A 15,927-nucleotide genomic window follows, 5' to 3' on the forward strand; every position below is an offset into this window, starting at 1 on the left:
TTCCAAGGCAAGACATACAGTGTCATTCACTCCTTGTCTGACCACAGTGCTGGCAGACTACTAACCCGTAAGGAGCATTCATGCGTCATTACGAAATCATCTTCCTGGTTCACCCGGACCAGAGCGAGCAAGTCGGCGGCATGGTTGAGCGTTACACCAAGCTGATCGAGGAAGACGGCGGCAAGATCCACCGCCTGGAAGACTGGGGCCGTCGTCAGCTGGCCTACGCCATCAACAACGTTCACAAGGCTCACTACGTGATGCTGAACGTTGAGTGCACCGGCAAGGCCCTGGCCGAGCTGGAAGACAACTTCCGCTACAACGATGCCGTGATCCGTAACCTGATCATCCGTCGCGACGAAGCCGTCACCGGCCCGTCCGAGATGCTGAAGGCCGAAGAGAACCGCAGCGAGCGCCGTGAGCGTCGCGAGCGTCCTGAAGCTGCTGATGGCGTCGATGGCGACGACAGCAACGACAGCGACAACAGCGATAACGCTGACGAGTAATCCACGGACCTTTTTGAGGAGCCTATTACATGGCACGTTTCTTCCGTCGTCGTAAATTCTGCCGCTTCACTGCTGAAGACGTGAAAGAGATCGACTACAAAGATCTCAACACCCTGAAAGCTTACGTATCCGAAACCGGCAAGATCGTTCCAAGCCGTATCACCGGTACCAAAGCTCGTTATCAGCGTCAGCTGGCTACCGCTATCAAGCGCGCCCGCTTCCTGGCCCTGCTGCCCTACACCGACAGCCACGGCCGCTGAGACCGGGTCGTCGACAAGTAGCAAGGGATAAGCATGCGAGCGTTGGCTGATTTCATCATGCGCGGTCGTGTGCAGGCCTCCATTGTGGTGGCCGGTTGTGCGGCGTTGCCGCTGTTGTTCTGGTTGAGTGCCGCCGCCGGGAGCCTGGTGTTCCTGCGGCGCGGTTTCAAGGACGCTTCCTCGGTCATCGTCTGGGGTATCTTGCCGGCGTTGGCCTGGTGGATCTTCGGCGAGCCACGCACCTTGATGGTGCTGCTGGGGACGCTGGGGCTGGCTGCGCTGCTGCGCGCCGGACATTCCTGGAACCGGGTGCTGTTGTCCAGCATCGCCCTGGGCCTGTTGTACGGTGTTGTGCTTGGTTCGGTGTTCCGCGAACCGATTGAAGCTCTGGCGCGAGCGCTTGAAAAAGCCCTGCCGCAGATGCTCGACGGCCTCTACCAGCAGTTGTCGGTAGAGGAACAGGCACACCTTGGAAGCCTCATCGTACCGGTGCTCGGCGGCCTGATTGCGGCCCTGTTGCAAGTTGTCAGCGTGCTGGCCCTGATGTTGGGTCGCTACTGGCAAGCCGTGTTGTACAACCCGGGAGGTTTCGGCCGCGAGTTTCACGCGGTACGGATTCCCCTGGTGCCGATGCTGGTGCTGTTGGCCTGCATGCTGTTCGGCCCGAACTTCGGTCCTGGCCTGGCATTGCTGACACCACTGTGCAGTGTGCCGCTCATGTTCGCGGGGATCGCCCTGCTGCATGGGTTGGTGGCCCAGAAGCGCCTGGCCAAGTTCTGGCTGGTGGGGTTGTACGTGACGCTGGTGCTGTTCATGCAGCTGACTTATCCGTTGCTCGTGGTCTTGGCCATTGTCGATAGCCTGATTGATTTTCGCGGTCGCAAGTCCCCTCACCAGGGTGACGATTCCGCGAACGGTGAAGGTTAAAAGTTAAGAGGTTTTACCAAATGGAACTGATCCTGCTGGAAAAAGTCGCCAACCTGGGCAACCTGGGCGACAAAGTAAAAGTAAAAGGTGGTTACGGCCGTAACTTCCTGCTGCCTTTCGGCAAGGCCGTCGTTGCCAACGCCGTCAACCTGGCTGCGTTCGAAGAGCGTCGCGCCGAGCTGGAAAAAGCTGCTGCCGAGCGTAAAGCTTCGGCTGAAAGCCGCGCTGCCCAACTGGCCGAGCTGGAAGTGACCATCACTGCCACCGCTGGTGACGAAGGCAAGCTGTTCGGTTCGATCGGCACCCACGACATCGCTGACGCCCTGACCGCCTCCGGCGTTGAAGTGGCCAAGGCTGAAGTTCGTCTGCCGAACGGCACCATCCGTAACGTCGGCGAATACGACGTTGCCGTGCACCTGCACAGCGACGTTGAAGCCACCGTTCGCGTGGTTGTCGTCGCAGCCTAAGCTGCCGCGAATCGGTTGGCTCCTCGGGGCCAGCCGGTTAACATCGGGCACGGTCCTGCATCATGCAGGTCGTGCCCTTTGTCTTTTTCATCACCCAGATTTTTCGTGTGGACATGAACGAGATCAGCAATCCCGAACAACTAGACCTGCAGACTGCCGCCCTCAAGGTGCCGCCGCACTCCATCGAGGCCGAACAGGCCGTGCTCGGTGGCCTGATGCTGGACAACAACGCGTGGGAGCGGGTGCTGGACCAGGTCTCGGACGGTGATTTCTATCGGCATGACCACCGCCTGATCTTCCGCGCCATCCACAAACTGGTGGATCAGAACCAGCCGTTCGACGTGGTCACGCTGCACGAGCAGTTGGACAAGGAAGGCCTCTCGACCCAGGTCGGCGGGCTGGCGTACCTGGCCGAGCTGGCCAAGAACACACCCTCGGTGGCCAACATCAAGGCCTATGCGGCGATCATTCGCGAGCGGGCCACGCTGCGCCAGTTGATCAGCATCAGCACCGATATCGCCGACAACGCCTTCAACCCCCAGGGCCGCAATGCTGCGGAAATTCTCGATGACGCCGAACGGCAGATCTTCCAGATCGCCGAAGCACGGCCCAAGACCGGTGGCCCGGTGGGCGTCAACGAGCTGCTGACCAAGGCCATTGACCGCATCGACACGCTGTTCAACTCCGACAGCGACATCACCGGTCTGTCGACCGGCTATACCGACCTGGATGAAAAGACCAGCGGCCTGCAGCCAGCGGATCTGATCATCGTCGCGGGTCGCCCTTCGATGGGTAAGACCACCTTCGCCATGAACCTGGTGGAGAACGCAGTGCTGCGCAGCGACAAGGCGGTGCTGGTGTTCTCCCTGGAGATGCCCGGCGATGCGCTGATCATGCGTATGCTGTCGTCCCTGGGGCGCATCGACCAGACCAAGGTGCGTTCCGGTCAGCTGGACGACGACGACTGGCCGCGCCTGACCTCGGCAGTCAACCTGCTCAACGACCGCAAGCTGTTCATTGACGATACTGCCGGCATCAGTCCCTCGGAAATGCGTGCCCGTACCCGCCGTCTGGTCCGCGAGCATGGCGATATCGCCATGATCATGGTCGACTACCTGCAGTTGATGCAGATCCCTGGCTCCAGCGGTGATAACCGGACCAACGAGATCTCCGAGATCTCGCGTTCCCTCAAGGCGCTGGCCAAGGAATTCAACTGCCCGGTCATCGCCCTGTCGCAGCTCAACCGCTCCCTCGAGCAGCGCCCCAACAAGCGTCCGGTGAACTCCGACTTGCGTGAATCCGGAGCGATCGAGCAGGACGCCGACGTGATCATGTTCGTCTACCGTGACGAGGTGTATCACCCCGAGACCGAGCACAAGGGCATCGCCGAAATCATCATCGGCAAGCAGCGTAACGGCCCCATCGGCTTCATCCGCCTGGCGTTCATCGGCAAGTACACCCGTTTCGAGAACCTCGCTCCGGGCATGTACAACTTCGACGACGACGAATAGCCCTTCCAGCGGTACGTCTGTCCCATGTGACGACGGGTTTGCCTGCGAATACAGTGGACTCTGCGCCATCGCATTCGCGGGTGAACCCGCTCCCACAGGGCGGAAGTCTCTTTTTTTGAGCACACGAATCCGACCACTATCGTCGGATTTGATCAAATTTTGTGCTATATTCCGCGCCCGCGATTTCCCTGCACACCAGAACCGGTCACTGACATGCAAGCAGCCAAACCACTCTACGACTATCCCAAGTACTGGGCCGAATGCTTCGGGCCGGCACCGTTCCTGCCCATGAGCAGGGAGGAGATGGATCAGCTCGGCTGGGATTCCTGCGACATCATCATCGTGACCGGAGACGCCTACGTCGACCATCCGTCCTTCGGCATGGCCATCATTGGCCGGCTGCTGGAAGCCCAGGGCTTTCGCGTCGGCATCATTGCACAGCCGAACTGGCAGTCGAAGGACGACTTCATGAAGCTTGGCGAGCCGAATCTGTTCTTCGGCGTCGCGGCAGGCAACATGGACTCGATGATCAACCGCTATACCGCGGACAAGAAGATCCGTTCCGACGATGCCTATACCCCGGGTGGCCTGGCGGGCAAGCGCCCTGACCGCGCAAGCCTGGTGTACAGCCAGCGCTGCAAGGAGGCCTACAAGCATGTGCCGATCGTCCTCGGTGGCATCGAAGCCTCCCTGCGTCGCATCGCCCACTACGACTACTGGCAGGACAAGGTCCGTCATTCGATCCTGATCGATGCCAGTGCCGACATCCTGCTGTACGGCAACGCCGAGCGCGCCATCGTCGAAGTCGCCCAGCGCCTGTCCCAGGGCGAGAGCATCGAAAGCATTACCGATGTACGCGGCACCGCCTTCGTGCGCCGTGACACACCAGAGGGCTGGTACGAGATCGACTCGACCCGCATCGACCGGCCAGGACGTGTCGACAAGATCATCAACCCCTACGTCAACACCCAGGACACCCAGGCCTGCGCCATCGAGCAGGCCAAGGGTGAAGTCGAGGACCCGAACGAAGCCAAGGTTGTGCAGATTCTCGACAGCCCGCGCATGACCCGTGAGAAGTCGGTGATCCGCCTGCCATCGTTCGAGAAGGTGCGCAACGACCCGGTCCTCTACGCTCACGCCAACCGTGTGCTGCACCTGGAGACCAATCCCGGGAACGCCCGCGCTTTGGTGCAGAAGCATGGTGAGGTGGACGTGTGGTTCAACCCACCACCCATCCCGATGAGCACCGAGGAAATGGACTACGTGTTCGGCATGCCTTACGCGCGCGTCCCGCATCCGGCCTATGGCAAGGAGCGCATCCCGGCCTACGAGATGATTCGCTTCTCGGTGAACATCATGCGTGGCTGCTTCGGCGGCTGCACCTTCTGCTCGATCACCGAGCATGAAGGCCGAATCATCCAGAACCGCTCCCACGACTCGATCATCCGCGAAATCGAGGAAATGCGTGACAAGGTGCCAGGCTTCACCGGCGTGGTCTCCGACCTCGGCGGCCCGACCGCCAACATGTACCGCATCGCCTGCAAGAGCCACGAGATCGAGAAGCACTGCCGCAAGCCGTCCTGCGTGTTCCCCGGCATCTGCGAGAACCTCAACACCGACCATAGTTCGCTGATTGAGCTGTACCGCAAGGCGCGTGCCCTCCCGGGGGTGAAGAAGATCCTTATCGCTTCCGGCCTGCGCTACGACCTGGCCGTGGAGTCCCCGGAGTACGTCAAAGAGCTGGTGACCCACCACGTCGGCGGTTACCTGAAGATCGCTCCGGAACACACCGAGCGGGGGCCGCTGGACAAGATGATGAAGCCGGGGATCGGCACCTACGACCGCTTCAAGCGCATGTTCGAGAAGTTCTCGAAGGAAGCGGGCAAAGAGCAATACCTGATCCCGTACTTCATCGCCGCGCACCCAGGCACCACCGACGAGGACATGATGAACCTCGCCCTGTGGCTCAAGAGCAATGGTTTCCGCGCCGACCAGGTGCAGGCGTTCTACCCTTCGCCGATGGCCTCGGCCACGGCCATGTACCACTCGGGCAAGAATCCGCTGCGTAAGGTGACCTACAAGAGCGAAGGGGTGGAGATCGTCAAGAGCGAAGAACAGCGTCGCCTGCACAAGGCCTTCCTGCGCTATCACGATCCGAAGGGCTGGCCAATGCTGCGTGAAGCGCTGCAACGCATGGGGCGCGCTGACCTGATCGGTCCGGGCAAGCACCAGTTGATCCCGCTGCATCAGCCGCAGACCGACAGCTACCAGAGCGCTCGCCGTAAGAACTCGACTCCTGCCGGCAGCCACAAGGTGGGCAAAGACCAGAAGATCCTGACCCAGCACACCGGCCTGCCGCCGCGCGCCAGCGATGGCAGCAAGCCGTGGGACAAACGGGAGAAGGCCAAGGCCGAAGCGTTCGCTCGCAACCAACAAGCGGCCAAAGAGCGCAGGGAAGCGGCCAAGGGCGGCAAAGGCAAGAAGAAGCCTCGTCAGCCAGTCATTCCGCGCTGATCGATAGCCTGGGCACTGGACCCTGTGGAAGCGGGCTTATCCGCGAATGCTGAGGTGTCTACCGACGCATTGGCGGTAAAACCCGTTCCACAGGTCAGATGCGGGGCCCATCGATCGAGATCAATCAGGTTTCTTGTCGACCCACTTGGGTAGCACGGGCGGCACGAATTCCTCCATCGCATTCAGCAGCTCATCCGGCTGCTTGCCAAGCAACAGCATCGCCCGGTGCTGCGGTCTTACGAAGCCTTCTTCGACGATATGGTCGAGGAACCCGCCCAGTTTTTCATAGAACCCGTTCACATCCAGTAAGCCCAATGGCTTGGCGTGGTAGCCCAGCTGGCCCCAGGTCCAGACCTCGAACAGTTCCTCTAGCGTTCCCAGGCCCCCCGGAAGGGCGATGAAGGCATCGCTCAGCTCGGCCATGCGCGCCTTGCGGGCGTGCATGCCGTCGACCACTTCCAGCCGTGGCAGGCCTTTATGGCCGATTTCCGCATCGATGAGGCTTTGTGGCATGACGCCGATCACTTCCCCGCCAGCCGCCATGGCGGCATCGGCCACAGCGCCCATCAGGCCCACGGAGCTCCCGCCGTACACCAGGGTCAGGCCGCGCCGGGCGATGGCCTGGCCCAGAGCTACCGCGGCTTCACGATAAGCGGGGTGGGTGCCGATGCTGGCACCGCAAAAGACACAAACGGAACGTACAGGCATTGCTAATCTCCCATCACATGCGCGCACAGGGTAAGGCGCATGCCTGCCGCTTCCAAGCGCCGATTCACTCGGGGCGGGAGAATTCGCAAACTGCCGCGCCACTGGCGCCACAGGCGTAGGCAGCCAGCAGGCTGCGCATCATGCTGCTCAATGTCATGGTACTTGCTCCTGAATGAGAGGTTGTCCCATCGTCCATTAAGAGGGCATGATGTGCACTTAGATTGGTTGTATACAATCCATTGAACAAATCTACTGGCTGAGGCCTTTCCTCCTTGACCCATATCAGCGGGGAGGCGAGCGGCTTCAGGCAGTCTCGCAATGATTAAACCCTGCCAAGGAGATTCATGATGTTTGCGAAAGCTGTAGCGGTATCCCTGCTGACCCTCGCCAGCGCTTCTGTCTTTGCAGCCGAGTGCTCGGTGACTGTCGAGTCCACCGACCAGATGTCCTACACCACCAAGGAATTCACCGTCGACAAGAGCTGCAAAGAGTTCACCGTCAAGCTGACCCATTCCGGCAGCCTGCCGAAGAACGTCATGGGCCACAACCTGGTGATCAGCAAGACTGCCGACATGCAGGGCATCGCCACCGAAGGCATGAGCAAGGGTCTGGAAAACGACTACCTCAATGCCGCCAATGCCGGGATCATCGCCCATACCAAGATGATCGGTGCGCCAGAGAAGGAAACCGAAGTTAAGTTCGACACCTCCAAGCTCGAAGCCGGTGGCGACTACAGCTTCTTCTGCACCTTCCCAGGCCATATCTCGATGATGAAGGGCAAGGTCATCGTCAAGTAAGCGAAACCTGAGCGTATAACCTGTGGGAGCGGGTTTGCCCGCGAATGCCTCGGTGGTCTGCCACTGCATTCGCGGGTGAGCCCGCTCCCACAGGCGTTTCTAGGGGCTGATCAAGGCGCGAACGGCAGCTCGCGTTTGTGCTGGCTCTTGCGGTAGGTGGCGACGATGATGTCGAACGCCTCCTGGCTGACCGGCTCACCGTGCAGGAACGCGTCGATCTGCTTGTAGGTCACGCCGTGGGAGGCTTCGTCCGGCTTGCCCGGCGCCAAGTCTTCCAGGTCCGCGGTCGGGACTTTTTCCACCAGCGCTTCCGGCGCGCCGAAACTGCGAGCGATGTCTCGCACTTGGTTCTTCACCAGGCCGCTCAGTGGTGCCAGGTCGCAGGCACCATCACCGAATTTGGTGAAAAAGCCCATCACCGCCTCGGCAGCATGATCTGTTCCGATCACCAGGCCGCCCCGGGCGCCGGCAATGGCGTACTGGGCCACCATGCGCATGCGCGCCTTGACGTTACCCACGACGAAATCCACCAGGGTCGGCGAGCCGCCTTCCAAGGCTTTGGTCTCGGCTGCCAGGGCGCGGACGGCCGGGGCGATATCCACGGTGTGCACTTCATCGGCTTTGATCACATCCAGACACGCCTGGGCGTCGTGTTCGTCGTGCTGTACCTGATAGGGCAGGCGCACGGCGATGAAGCGGTAGCTGTCGTCTCCGGTCTCGGCACGCAACTCATTGATCGCGCGCTGGGCGAGCAGGGCGGCGGTCAGCGAGTCGACCCCGCCGCTGATGCCCAGGACCAGGGTCTTGAGCCGAGCATTGGCCAGGCATCCCTTGATGAAGGTCACGCGCCGGGTGACTTCGGCCTGGAGCGCGGCGGCGTCGGCAAACGGGGGCTGCACCTTGAGCTGCTGCGCAATCTCTCGCTGAACGGCTTGCATGGGTTACTCCTTGCTGGGGACTTTGAATACGTGGCGCAGGTAATTGACGAAATTCTCGTCACGGCACTGTGTCTTGGCGGCCTCGTCGGAGATCTTGGCCACCGGCGAGCCGTTGCAGTCGGTCATTTTAAGCACGATGCTCATCGGCGCTACACCAGGAATGTCACAGGTAAGGTTGGTGCCGATACCGAAGCTGACATTGATGCGACCGCGCAAGGCGCGGAAGATTTCCAGCGAACGGGTCAGATTCAGGCCGTCGGAGAACACCAGCGTCTTGGTCATCGGATCGATGCCCAGTTTACGGTAATGGGCGATGGCCTTCTCCGCCCAGGCTACCGGATCTCCGGAATCATGGCGCAGCCCGTCGAAGAGCTTGGCGAAGTACAGGTCGAAATCGGTCAGGAAGGCATCCATGGTGATGCAGTCGGTCAAGGCGATGCCCAAAAGCCCGCGGTATTCGCGGACCCAGCAGTCCAGCGCGGCGATCTGGCTGTCGATCAGCCGAGGGCCCAGTTGCTGGTGGGCCATGATCCACTCATGGGCCATGGTGCCCAGGGGCCTGACATCCAGCTTCCAGGCCAGGTCCACGTTGCTGGTGCCGACGAAGCGCGCTGGGAAGTCATCACGCAACACCCGTACCACTTCTTCCTGCACTCGACCGGAAAAGCGCCGCCGGGTACCGAAGTCGGCCACTTGCAGTTCGGCCAGCTCCTCGTCGCTGGCATGGGCACGCAGCCAGTCGAACTTACGGTACAACTGATCACGCGCCTCGCTAAGGCGCATGCGTGGGTGCAGATGACGATTGCGCACTTCGCTGATGATGGCCAGCAACGGCACTTCGAACAGGATCACGTGCAGCCATGGGCCACGCAGGCGCAAGAACAGCTGATCGTTCTCGATGCCAATACGCAAGTAACGCAGGTTGAAACGAAACAGCCCAAGAAAACGCAGGAAGTCGGGCTTGAGGAAGCTGATGCGCTCGAGGAAGGCCAGCTGACCTTCGTCCAAGCTAAGGTCGCTGAGGTGTTCGATTTCTTTGCGGATTTCGTCGAGGTACGGGCGCAGGTCCTCGCCGTTGCGACAGCGGAACTCCCATTCCACGTCTGCATCCGGGTAGTTGTGCAGGACAGCCTGCATCATGGTCAGTTTGTAGAAGTCGGTGTCGAGCAGGTTGTGCACGATGCGCTCGGCAAATGCGCTCTCGCTCATTGAGGGGCTCCAAGTGGCGGCGCTCGCGTCACAAAGCAGGCGCGCGGAATCCGCGCCATTGTGCCAGCGTTTGCGCCGTCGTGAGCACATTGGCTTCGGTAATGGCCCGTGCGGTTCGGCCCGGGCAGCCCCTGTCGGAGCGGGCTTGTTCCGCGATTTGGCGCTTTTGTCGCCCGTGATACGGGCACTTTCCTACACACTGCGCCGCCTCGTAACGGTGCCCCCTGTAGCAGTTGTGCACTTGCAGTGTGCAGTTCGGTGACGTCGCCCTGTTACAGGGCGGTTGCACGTAAACACTTGCCAGGGTTGCAATGATGGCGCCGAGCGGTTGCACAGAATGGCCAGCAGGGTTGCGACTTGTCTAGGTTAGACGGTTGCACGCTCAATAAAGAAAAGGCCGTCGGTCGCCTTTAGTCCGCTCTCTCACTGCGTTTTGCGACGAAGACAAATCTGCTGGCACGGCGCTTGCTCTGAGCTCAGTGCTGAAAGTTGTAGTGCCAACCAAAAAAACTCTAAGGAGCACCACCTCATGTCGCAGACGTTTTACAAGAAAGGTTTCCTGGCTCTCGCCGTAGCTTCGGCACTGGGTGTTTCCTCGTTTGTTCAGGCCGATGTGAAGATCGGCGTCGCAGGCCCGATGACCGGTGCCAACGCAGCGTTTGGCGAGCAGTACATGAAAGGTGCCCAGGCGGCAGCCGACAAGATCAACGCCGCAGGTGGGGTCAACGGCGAGAAGATCATCCTGGTCAAGGGCGATGACGCCTGCGAACCCAAGCAAGCCGTGGCCGTGGCCAACCGTCTGGTCGATCAGGACAAAGTCATCGGCGTGGTCGGTCACTTCTGCTCCTCCAACACCATCCCGGCCTCTGAGGTCTACGACGAAGCTGGCGTGATCGCCATCACCCCAGGCTCGACCAACCCTCAGGTGACCGAGCGAGGGCTCTCGGCCATGTTCCGCATGTGCGGTCGCGACGACCAGCAGGGCATCGTGGCCGGCGACTACATCGTCGATGTACTCAAGGGCAAGAAAGTCGCTGTCCTGCACGACAAGGACACCTATGGTCAGGGCCTGGCCGATGCGACCAAGGCGCAGCTTGAAAAACGTGGCGTGAAACCTGTGCTGTACGAAGGCCTGACCCGAGGCGAGAAAGACTTCAGCGCGGTGGTCACCAAGATTCGTTCCACCGGTGCCGACGTGGTCTACTTCGGTGGTCTGCACCCAGAAGCCGGCCCACTGGTACGCCAACTGCGCGAACAAGGTCTGAAAGATGTGAAGTTCATGTCCGACGACGGCATCGTGACCGACGAACTGGTAGCCACCGCTGGCGGTGCCCAGTACGTCAATGGCGTGTACATGACCTTCGGTGCCGACCCGCGCCTGCTGCCTGACAGCAAGGCGGTGGTGGAGGAGTTCCGCAAGGCCGGTACCGAACCTGAGGGCTACACCCTGTACGCCTACGCTTCCCTCCAGGCCCTGGCTGCCGCGTTCAACGGCGCTAAGTCGAACAAGGGCGAAGACGCTGCCAAGTGGCTCAAGGCCAACCCGGTCCAGACCGTCATGGGCGAGAAGAAGTGGGACAACAAGGGCGACCTGACCGTCTCCGACTACGTGGTCTACCAGTGGGATGCCAACGGCAAGTACCACCAGCTGGAAAAACAAAAATAACAATGGCGACCGGCCCGGATGCGCAGTGCTCCGGGCCGCAGCCCCGCGGTACCTGTCTTTATCCGTAGATCTGCACAGTTCTGCGCTGCGAGGGCCGCTTCAGCGGTGGTCCGCCGTGGTCGGCGCTCGTGCAATCTCAATCAGGTGAGATTGCGTTATGGATGGTATTTTCCTGCAGCAACTGATCAATGGACTGACCCTCGGGTCTGTCTATGGTCTGATCGCCATCGGCTACACAATGGTCTATGGCATCATCGGCATGATCAACTTCGCGCACGGCGAGGTGTATATGATCTCCGCGTACCTCGCGGCGATCAGCCTGGCATTGCTGGCCTACTTCGGTATCGAGTCGTTTCCGCTGCTGATGTTGGGAACCTTGTTGTTCACCATCGTCGTCACGGGCATCTATGGCTTCACCATCGAGCGCATCGCCTACAAGCCCCTGCGTAACTCCACCCGCCTGGCACCGCTGATCAGTGCCATCGGCATCTCGCTGATCCTGCAGAACTACGCGCAGATCAGCCAGGGTGCCCGCCAGCAAGGCGTGCCCACCCTGCTCGAAGGCGCCTGGCGCGTCGAAGTGGGGACCGGCTTCGTGCAACTGACCTACACCAAGATCTTCATCCTGGTGGCGGCCTTCGTCGGCATGGCCCTGCTCACCTATGTGATCAAGTACACCAAGCTCGGCCGCATGTGCCGCGCGACCCAGCAAGACCGCAAGATGGCCTCGATCCTGGGGATCAACACCGACCGGGTGATCTCCTACGTGTTCGTCATCGGTGCGGTGATGGCTGCCCTCGCAGGCGTGCTGATCACCATGAACTACGGCACCTTCGACTTCTATGCCGGCTTCATCATCGGCATCAAGGCGTTCACTGCCGCGGTGCTCGGCGGCATTGGCTCGCTCCCAGGCGCCATGCTTGGCGGGATCATCCTGGGGATCTCCGAGTCGTTGTTCTCCGGCCTGATCAACTCCGACTACAAGGACGTGTTCAGTTTCTCACTGCTGGTGATGATTCTGATCTTCCGTCCCCAAGGCCTGTTGGGTCGCCCGCTCGTGGCTAAGGTGTGAACATGTCTGCTGCCAATACTGTTTCTTCTGGTTTCGATATCAAGCGCAGCCTGCTGGAGACCATCGTCGCTGGCCTGCTCGCCCTGATCGTGTTTGGCCCTGTCGTCGGCGTGGTGCTCGACGGCTACAGCTTCAATGCCGAACCCCGTCGCGTGGCCTGGCTGGTCGGAGGGGTGATGCTGGGGCGCTTCCTGCTCAGCCTGTTTTTGCAGACCGCCTCGGGGCAGCGCATGCTCCAGGGCTTCGAAAGTGGCGGCTCGGGCGTGCACGTGCTGGCGCCTGACTACAAATCACGGCTGCGTTACATCATTCCGGCGCTGATCGTCATCGCCATCGTGTTTCCGGTCTTTGCCAACAAGTACCTGCTCACCGTGGTCATCCTCGGCCTGATCTACGTGCTGCTGGGCTTGGGCCTGAACATCGTGGTAGGTCTGGCGGGCCTGCTCGACTTGGGCTACGTGGCGTTCTACGCCATTGGTGCCTACGGTCTGGCCTTGGGCTACCAGTACCTTGGCCTGGGCTTCTGGAGTGTGCTGCCACTGGCGGCCATCGCCGCGGCACTGGCCGGGTGCATACTTGGATTCCCCGTGTTGCGCATGCATGGCGACTACCTGGCGATCGTGACCTTGGGCTTTGGTGAGATCATCCGCCTGGTGCTGAACAACTGGCTGTCGTTCACCGGTGGCCCCAACGGCATGCCGGCACCGGCGCCGACCTTCATGGGCCTTGAGTTCGGCCGTAGGGCCAAGGATGGCGGAGTGCCCATCCACGAGTTCTTCGGTTTCGAATACAACGCCAACCTTAAGTTCGTGTTCATCTATGCAGTGCTGTTCATCGTGGTGCTGGCCGTCCTGTACATCAAGCACCGTCTGACCCGCATGCCGGTCGGCCGGGCCTGGGAGGCGCTGCGCGAGGACGAGATCGCCTGCCGCTCGATGGGCCTGAACCATGTACTGGTCAAGCTATCGGCGTTTACCCTGGGCGCTTCCACCGCAGGCCTGGCTGGGGTGTTCTTCGCCACCTATCAAGGCTTCGTCAACCCGTCTTCGTTCACCTTCTTCGAATCGGCGTTGATTCTCGCGATCGTGGTGCTCGGCGGCATGGGCTCGACGGTAGGCGTGGTGATTGCCGCGTTCGTGCTGACTGTGGCACCTGAGTTGCTGCGCAGCTTCTCTGAATACCGGGTACTGCTGTTTGGTGTGCTGATGGTGCTGATGATGATCTGGCGACCGCGAGGGCTGATCCGCATCAGCCGTGCCGGTGTGACCCCGCGTAAAGGAGTGGCGCCATGAGCGACGATATCATTCTCTCGGTCGACAACCTGATGATGCAGTTCGGCGGCATCAAAGCGCTCAGCGATGTCAGCCTGAAGGTCCGGCGCAACCAGATCTTCGCCCTGATCGGCCCCAACGGCGCCGGCAAGACCACCGTGTTCAACTGCCTGACCGGCTTCTACAAGGCCAGTGGCGGGCGCATCGAACTGAACGTGCGCGGTGGCCGCACCAATGTGATCCAGTTGCTCGGCGAGCGTTTCCAGGCGGCGGATTTCGTGTCCCCGGCGCGTTTTGCCAATCGCTTGTACTACAAGATGTTCGGCGGTACCCACCTGGTCAACCGCGCAGGCCTGGCCCGGACATTCCAGAACATTCGCCTGTTCAAGGAAATGTCGGTGGTGGAGAACCTGCTGGTGGCTCAGCACATGTGGGTCAACCGCAACCTGCTGGCTGGCGTGCTCAACACCAAGGCCTACCGCAAGGCCGAAAGCGATGCCCTGGACCATGCGTTCTACTGGCTGGAGGTGGTCGATCTGGTCGATTGCGCCAATCGCCTGGCCGGCGAGCTGTCCTACGGACAGCAGCGTCGCCTGGAGATCGCCCGGGCCATGTGCACGCGGCCGAAGATCATCTGCCTGGACGAACCGGCTGCCGGTCTCAACCCCCAGGAAACCGAAGCCCTGAGCCGCATGATCCGCGTGCTTCGCGATGAACACGACATCACCGTGGTGCTCATCGAGCACGACATGGGCATGGTCATGAGCATCTCGGACCATATCGTGGTGCTCGACCACGGCAACGTGATTGCCGAAGGTGCGCCGCAGGACATCCGCAACAACCCGACGGTAATCGCCGCCTACCTGGGTGCCGACGAAGAGGAACTGGTATGAGTGCACCCATTCTCGAGCTCAAGGATCTGGATGTGTTCTACGGGCCCATCCAGGCGCTGAAGAAAGTCAGCATGCACATCAACGAAGGCGAGACGGTCAGCCTGATCGGGGCCAACGGCGCCGGCAAGTCGACCTTGCTGATGTCGATTTTCGGCCAGCCCCGGGCCGCGTCCGGGCAGATCGTCTACCGGGGCACCGACATCACCCGCAAGTCCTCGCACTACATCGCCTCCAACGGCATTGCCCAGTCGCCGGAAGGACGCCGGGTGTTCCCCGACATGACTGTCGAGGAAAACCTGATGATGGGGACCATCCCGATTGGCGACAAGCATGCCGATGAGGACATGCAGCGCATGTACGAACTGTTCCCGCGGCTCAAGGAGCGTCGTAACCAGCGGGCCATGACCATGTCCGGCGGCGAGCAGCAGATGCTCGCCATCGCCCGGGCATTGATGAGCCGTCCCAAGTTGCTGCTGCTTGACGAGCCGTCACTGGGGCTGGCGCCGATCGTGGTCAAGCAGATCTTTTCGACCTTGCGCGAGCTGGCCAAGACAGGGATGACCATCTTCCTGGTGGAGCAGAACGCCAACCATGCGCTGAAGCTCTCCGATAGGGCTTATGTGATGGTCAACGGCCAGATCCGCATGAGCGGTACGGGACAGGAGCTGCTGGTCAACGAGGAAGTGCGCAACGCCTACCTCGGCGGACACTGACCCAGTAACCGGGCCGCAGCGCGGCCCGGTTGTTCACGCCAATGTGGACAACTTGTCGCATACCCTGCACGAGGGCCCGCAGAATCCCTTCGCAAGTCATTGTTTCCACAGGCTTCGTTTTGTCCACGGATCGTGTGGAACCGCCTGTGGAAAACATGGTGGCAGGTGTCTCTACGCCTTTACCGGCGCGCCTTACAGGCATCTGTATGTTTTTTGACCAGGTCAGGCTTGAGGACGTTTTTACTGCAGCCGCGCAGTCCGCAAACAGCGTGTCGATGTTTGGCGAAGGCTGTGGATAACTCTGTGAAAAAGCCTTGGACAGACCGCTGCAAGCGGCACCATTGAAAGCGTTGGGCCATCACCGAAAAGCGCTCCACAGACCCGCTGGACAACGTTGCGTTCATTCAGGATGACGAGTTGCCCCCAATCCGTGGGGAAAGCCTTGTGGATAAGGTGCGTATAGGTGCGTTGAGCC

15 protein-coding genes are annotated in these 15,927 nt (G+C 60.8%); 12 read left to right on the forward strand and 3 right to left on the reverse strand.

Features of this window, described 5'->3' with window-relative positions:
- Window positions 1-80 precede the first annotated feature (80 nt).
- The 6 genes from rpsF to AB1N67_RS02695 all read left to right on the forward strand — a co-directional run bounded on the left by rpsF (window position 81) and on the right by AB1N67_RS02695 (window position 6,185).
- Complete coding sequence (gene rpsF, locus AB1N67_RS02670; RefSeq protein WP_043211961.1) at window positions 81-506, forward strand: 30S ribosomal protein S6; 426 nt, start codon at window positions 81-83, stop codon at window positions 504-506.
- 29 nt (window positions 507-535) lie between these two features.
- On the forward strand, window positions 536-766 hold the full coding sequence (gene rpsR, locus AB1N67_RS02675; protein ID WP_009403887.1) for a 30S ribosomal protein S18: 231 nt from the start codon (window positions 536-538) through the stop codon (window positions 764-766).
- Window positions 767-799: 33 nt separating this feature from the next.
- Window positions 800-1,693 carry a hypothetical protein gene (locus AB1N67_RS02680; RefSeq protein WP_043211957.1) on the forward strand — a complete coding sequence of 298 codons (894 nt, stop codon included), beginning with the start codon at window positions 800-802 and terminating at the stop codon, window positions 1,691-1,693.
- Between the two features lie 20 nt (window positions 1,694-1,713).
- Window positions 1,714-2,160: a 50S ribosomal protein L9 gene (gene rplI, locus AB1N67_RS02685; RefSeq protein ID WP_043211954.1), complete on the forward strand. Its 447-nt coding sequence runs from the start codon at window positions 1,714-1,716 to the stop codon at window positions 2,158-2,160.
- 113 nt (window positions 2,161-2,273) lie between these two features.
- A complete protein-coding gene (dnaB, locus tag AB1N67_RS02690; RefSeq protein WP_043212012.1) occupies window positions 2,274-3,671 on the forward strand; it encodes a replicative DNA helicase in 1,398 nt (465 codons plus the stop codon).
- 213 nt (window positions 3,672-3,884) lie between these two features.
- The gene (locus AB1N67_RS02695) at window positions 3,885-6,185 is read left to right on the forward strand and encodes a YgiQ family radical SAM protein (RefSeq protein ID WP_070571141.1); all 2,301 of its coding nucleotides are present in this window, start codon (window positions 3,885-3,887) and stop codon (window positions 6,183-6,185) included.
- 120 nt (window positions 6,186-6,305) lie between these two features.
- On the opposite strand, the gene AB1N67_RS02700 is transcribed toward AB1N67_RS02695, so the two are convergent.
- The gene (locus AB1N67_RS02700; protein ID WP_043211950.1) at window positions 6,306-6,893 is read right to left on the reverse strand and encodes a TIGR00730 family Rossman fold protein; all 588 of its coding nucleotides are present in this window, start codon (window positions 6,891-6,893) and stop codon (window positions 6,306-6,308) included.
- A 347-nt stretch (window positions 6,894-7,240) separates the two neighbouring features.
- On the opposite strand from AB1N67_RS02700, the gene azu reads away from it, so the two are divergent.
- Window positions 7,241-7,690 (forward strand): azurin, encoded by a 450-nt coding sequence (gene azu, locus AB1N67_RS02705; protein WP_043211949.1) that lies wholly within the window; start codon window positions 7,241-7,243, stop codon window positions 7,688-7,690.
- A gap of 110 nt (window positions 7,691-7,800) precedes the next feature.
- Here the strand turns inward: azu and nadE are convergent, their stop codons facing one another.
- Window positions 7,801-8,628 carry an ammonia-dependent NAD(+) synthetase gene (gene nadE, locus AB1N67_RS02710; protein WP_043211947.1) on the reverse strand — a complete coding sequence of 276 codons (828 nt, stop codon included), beginning with the start codon at window positions 8,626-8,628 and terminating at the stop codon, window positions 7,801-7,803.
- Window positions 8,629-8,631: 3 nt separating this feature from the next.
- The gene (pncB, locus tag AB1N67_RS02715; RefSeq protein ID WP_043211943.1) at window positions 8,632-9,837 is read right to left on the reverse strand and encodes a nicotinate phosphoribosyltransferase; all 1,206 of its coding nucleotides are present in this window, start codon (window positions 9,835-9,837) and stop codon (window positions 8,632-8,634) included.
- A gap of 529 nt (window positions 9,838-10,366) precedes the next feature.
- On the opposite strand from pncB, the gene AB1N67_RS02720 reads away from it, so the two are divergent.
- The 5 genes from AB1N67_RS02720 to AB1N67_RS02740 all read left to right on the forward strand — a co-directional run bounded on the left by AB1N67_RS02720 (window position 10,367) and on the right by AB1N67_RS02740 (window position 15,452).
- Entirely contained in the window at window positions 10,367-11,503 is a 1,137-nt protein-coding gene (locus tag AB1N67_RS02720; protein ID WP_043211941.1) for a branched-chain amino acid ABC transporter substrate-binding protein, read from the forward strand.
- Between the two features lie 157 nt (window positions 11,504-11,660).
- Window positions 11,661-12,575, forward strand: a complete 915-nt coding sequence (locus AB1N67_RS02725; protein WP_043211939.1) for a branched-chain amino acid ABC transporter permease — start codon at window positions 11,661-11,663, stop codon at window positions 12,573-12,575.
- 2 nt (window positions 12,576-12,577) lie between these two features.
- Window positions 12,578-13,867, forward strand: coding sequence for a high-affinity branched-chain amino acid ABC transporter permease LivM (gene livM / locus AB1N67_RS02730; RefSeq protein WP_043211937.1), 1,290 nt, complete (start codon window positions 12,578-12,580; stop codon window positions 13,865-13,867).
- Entirely contained in the window at window positions 13,864-14,739 is an 876-nt protein-coding gene (locus tag AB1N67_RS02735; RefSeq protein WP_043211934.1) for an ABC transporter ATP-binding protein, read from the forward strand. The genes livM and AB1N67_RS02735 overlap by 4 nt, the downstream gene beginning before the upstream one ends.
- Window positions 14,736-15,452, forward strand: a complete 717-nt coding sequence (locus AB1N67_RS02740) for an ABC transporter ATP-binding protein (RefSeq protein ID WP_043211932.1) — start codon at window positions 14,736-14,738, stop codon at window positions 15,450-15,452. The genes AB1N67_RS02735 and AB1N67_RS02740 overlap by 4 nt, the downstream gene beginning before the upstream one ends.
- The last annotated feature ends 475 nt before the right edge of the window (window positions 15,453-15,927 follow it).

Origin of the sequence: Pseudomonas guariconensis, from assembly GCF_040822035.1 — a bacterium.
Taxonomy (GTDB): Bacteria; Pseudomonadota; Gammaproteobacteria; order Pseudomonadales; family Pseudomonadaceae; genus Aquipseudomonas; species Aquipseudomonas guariconensis.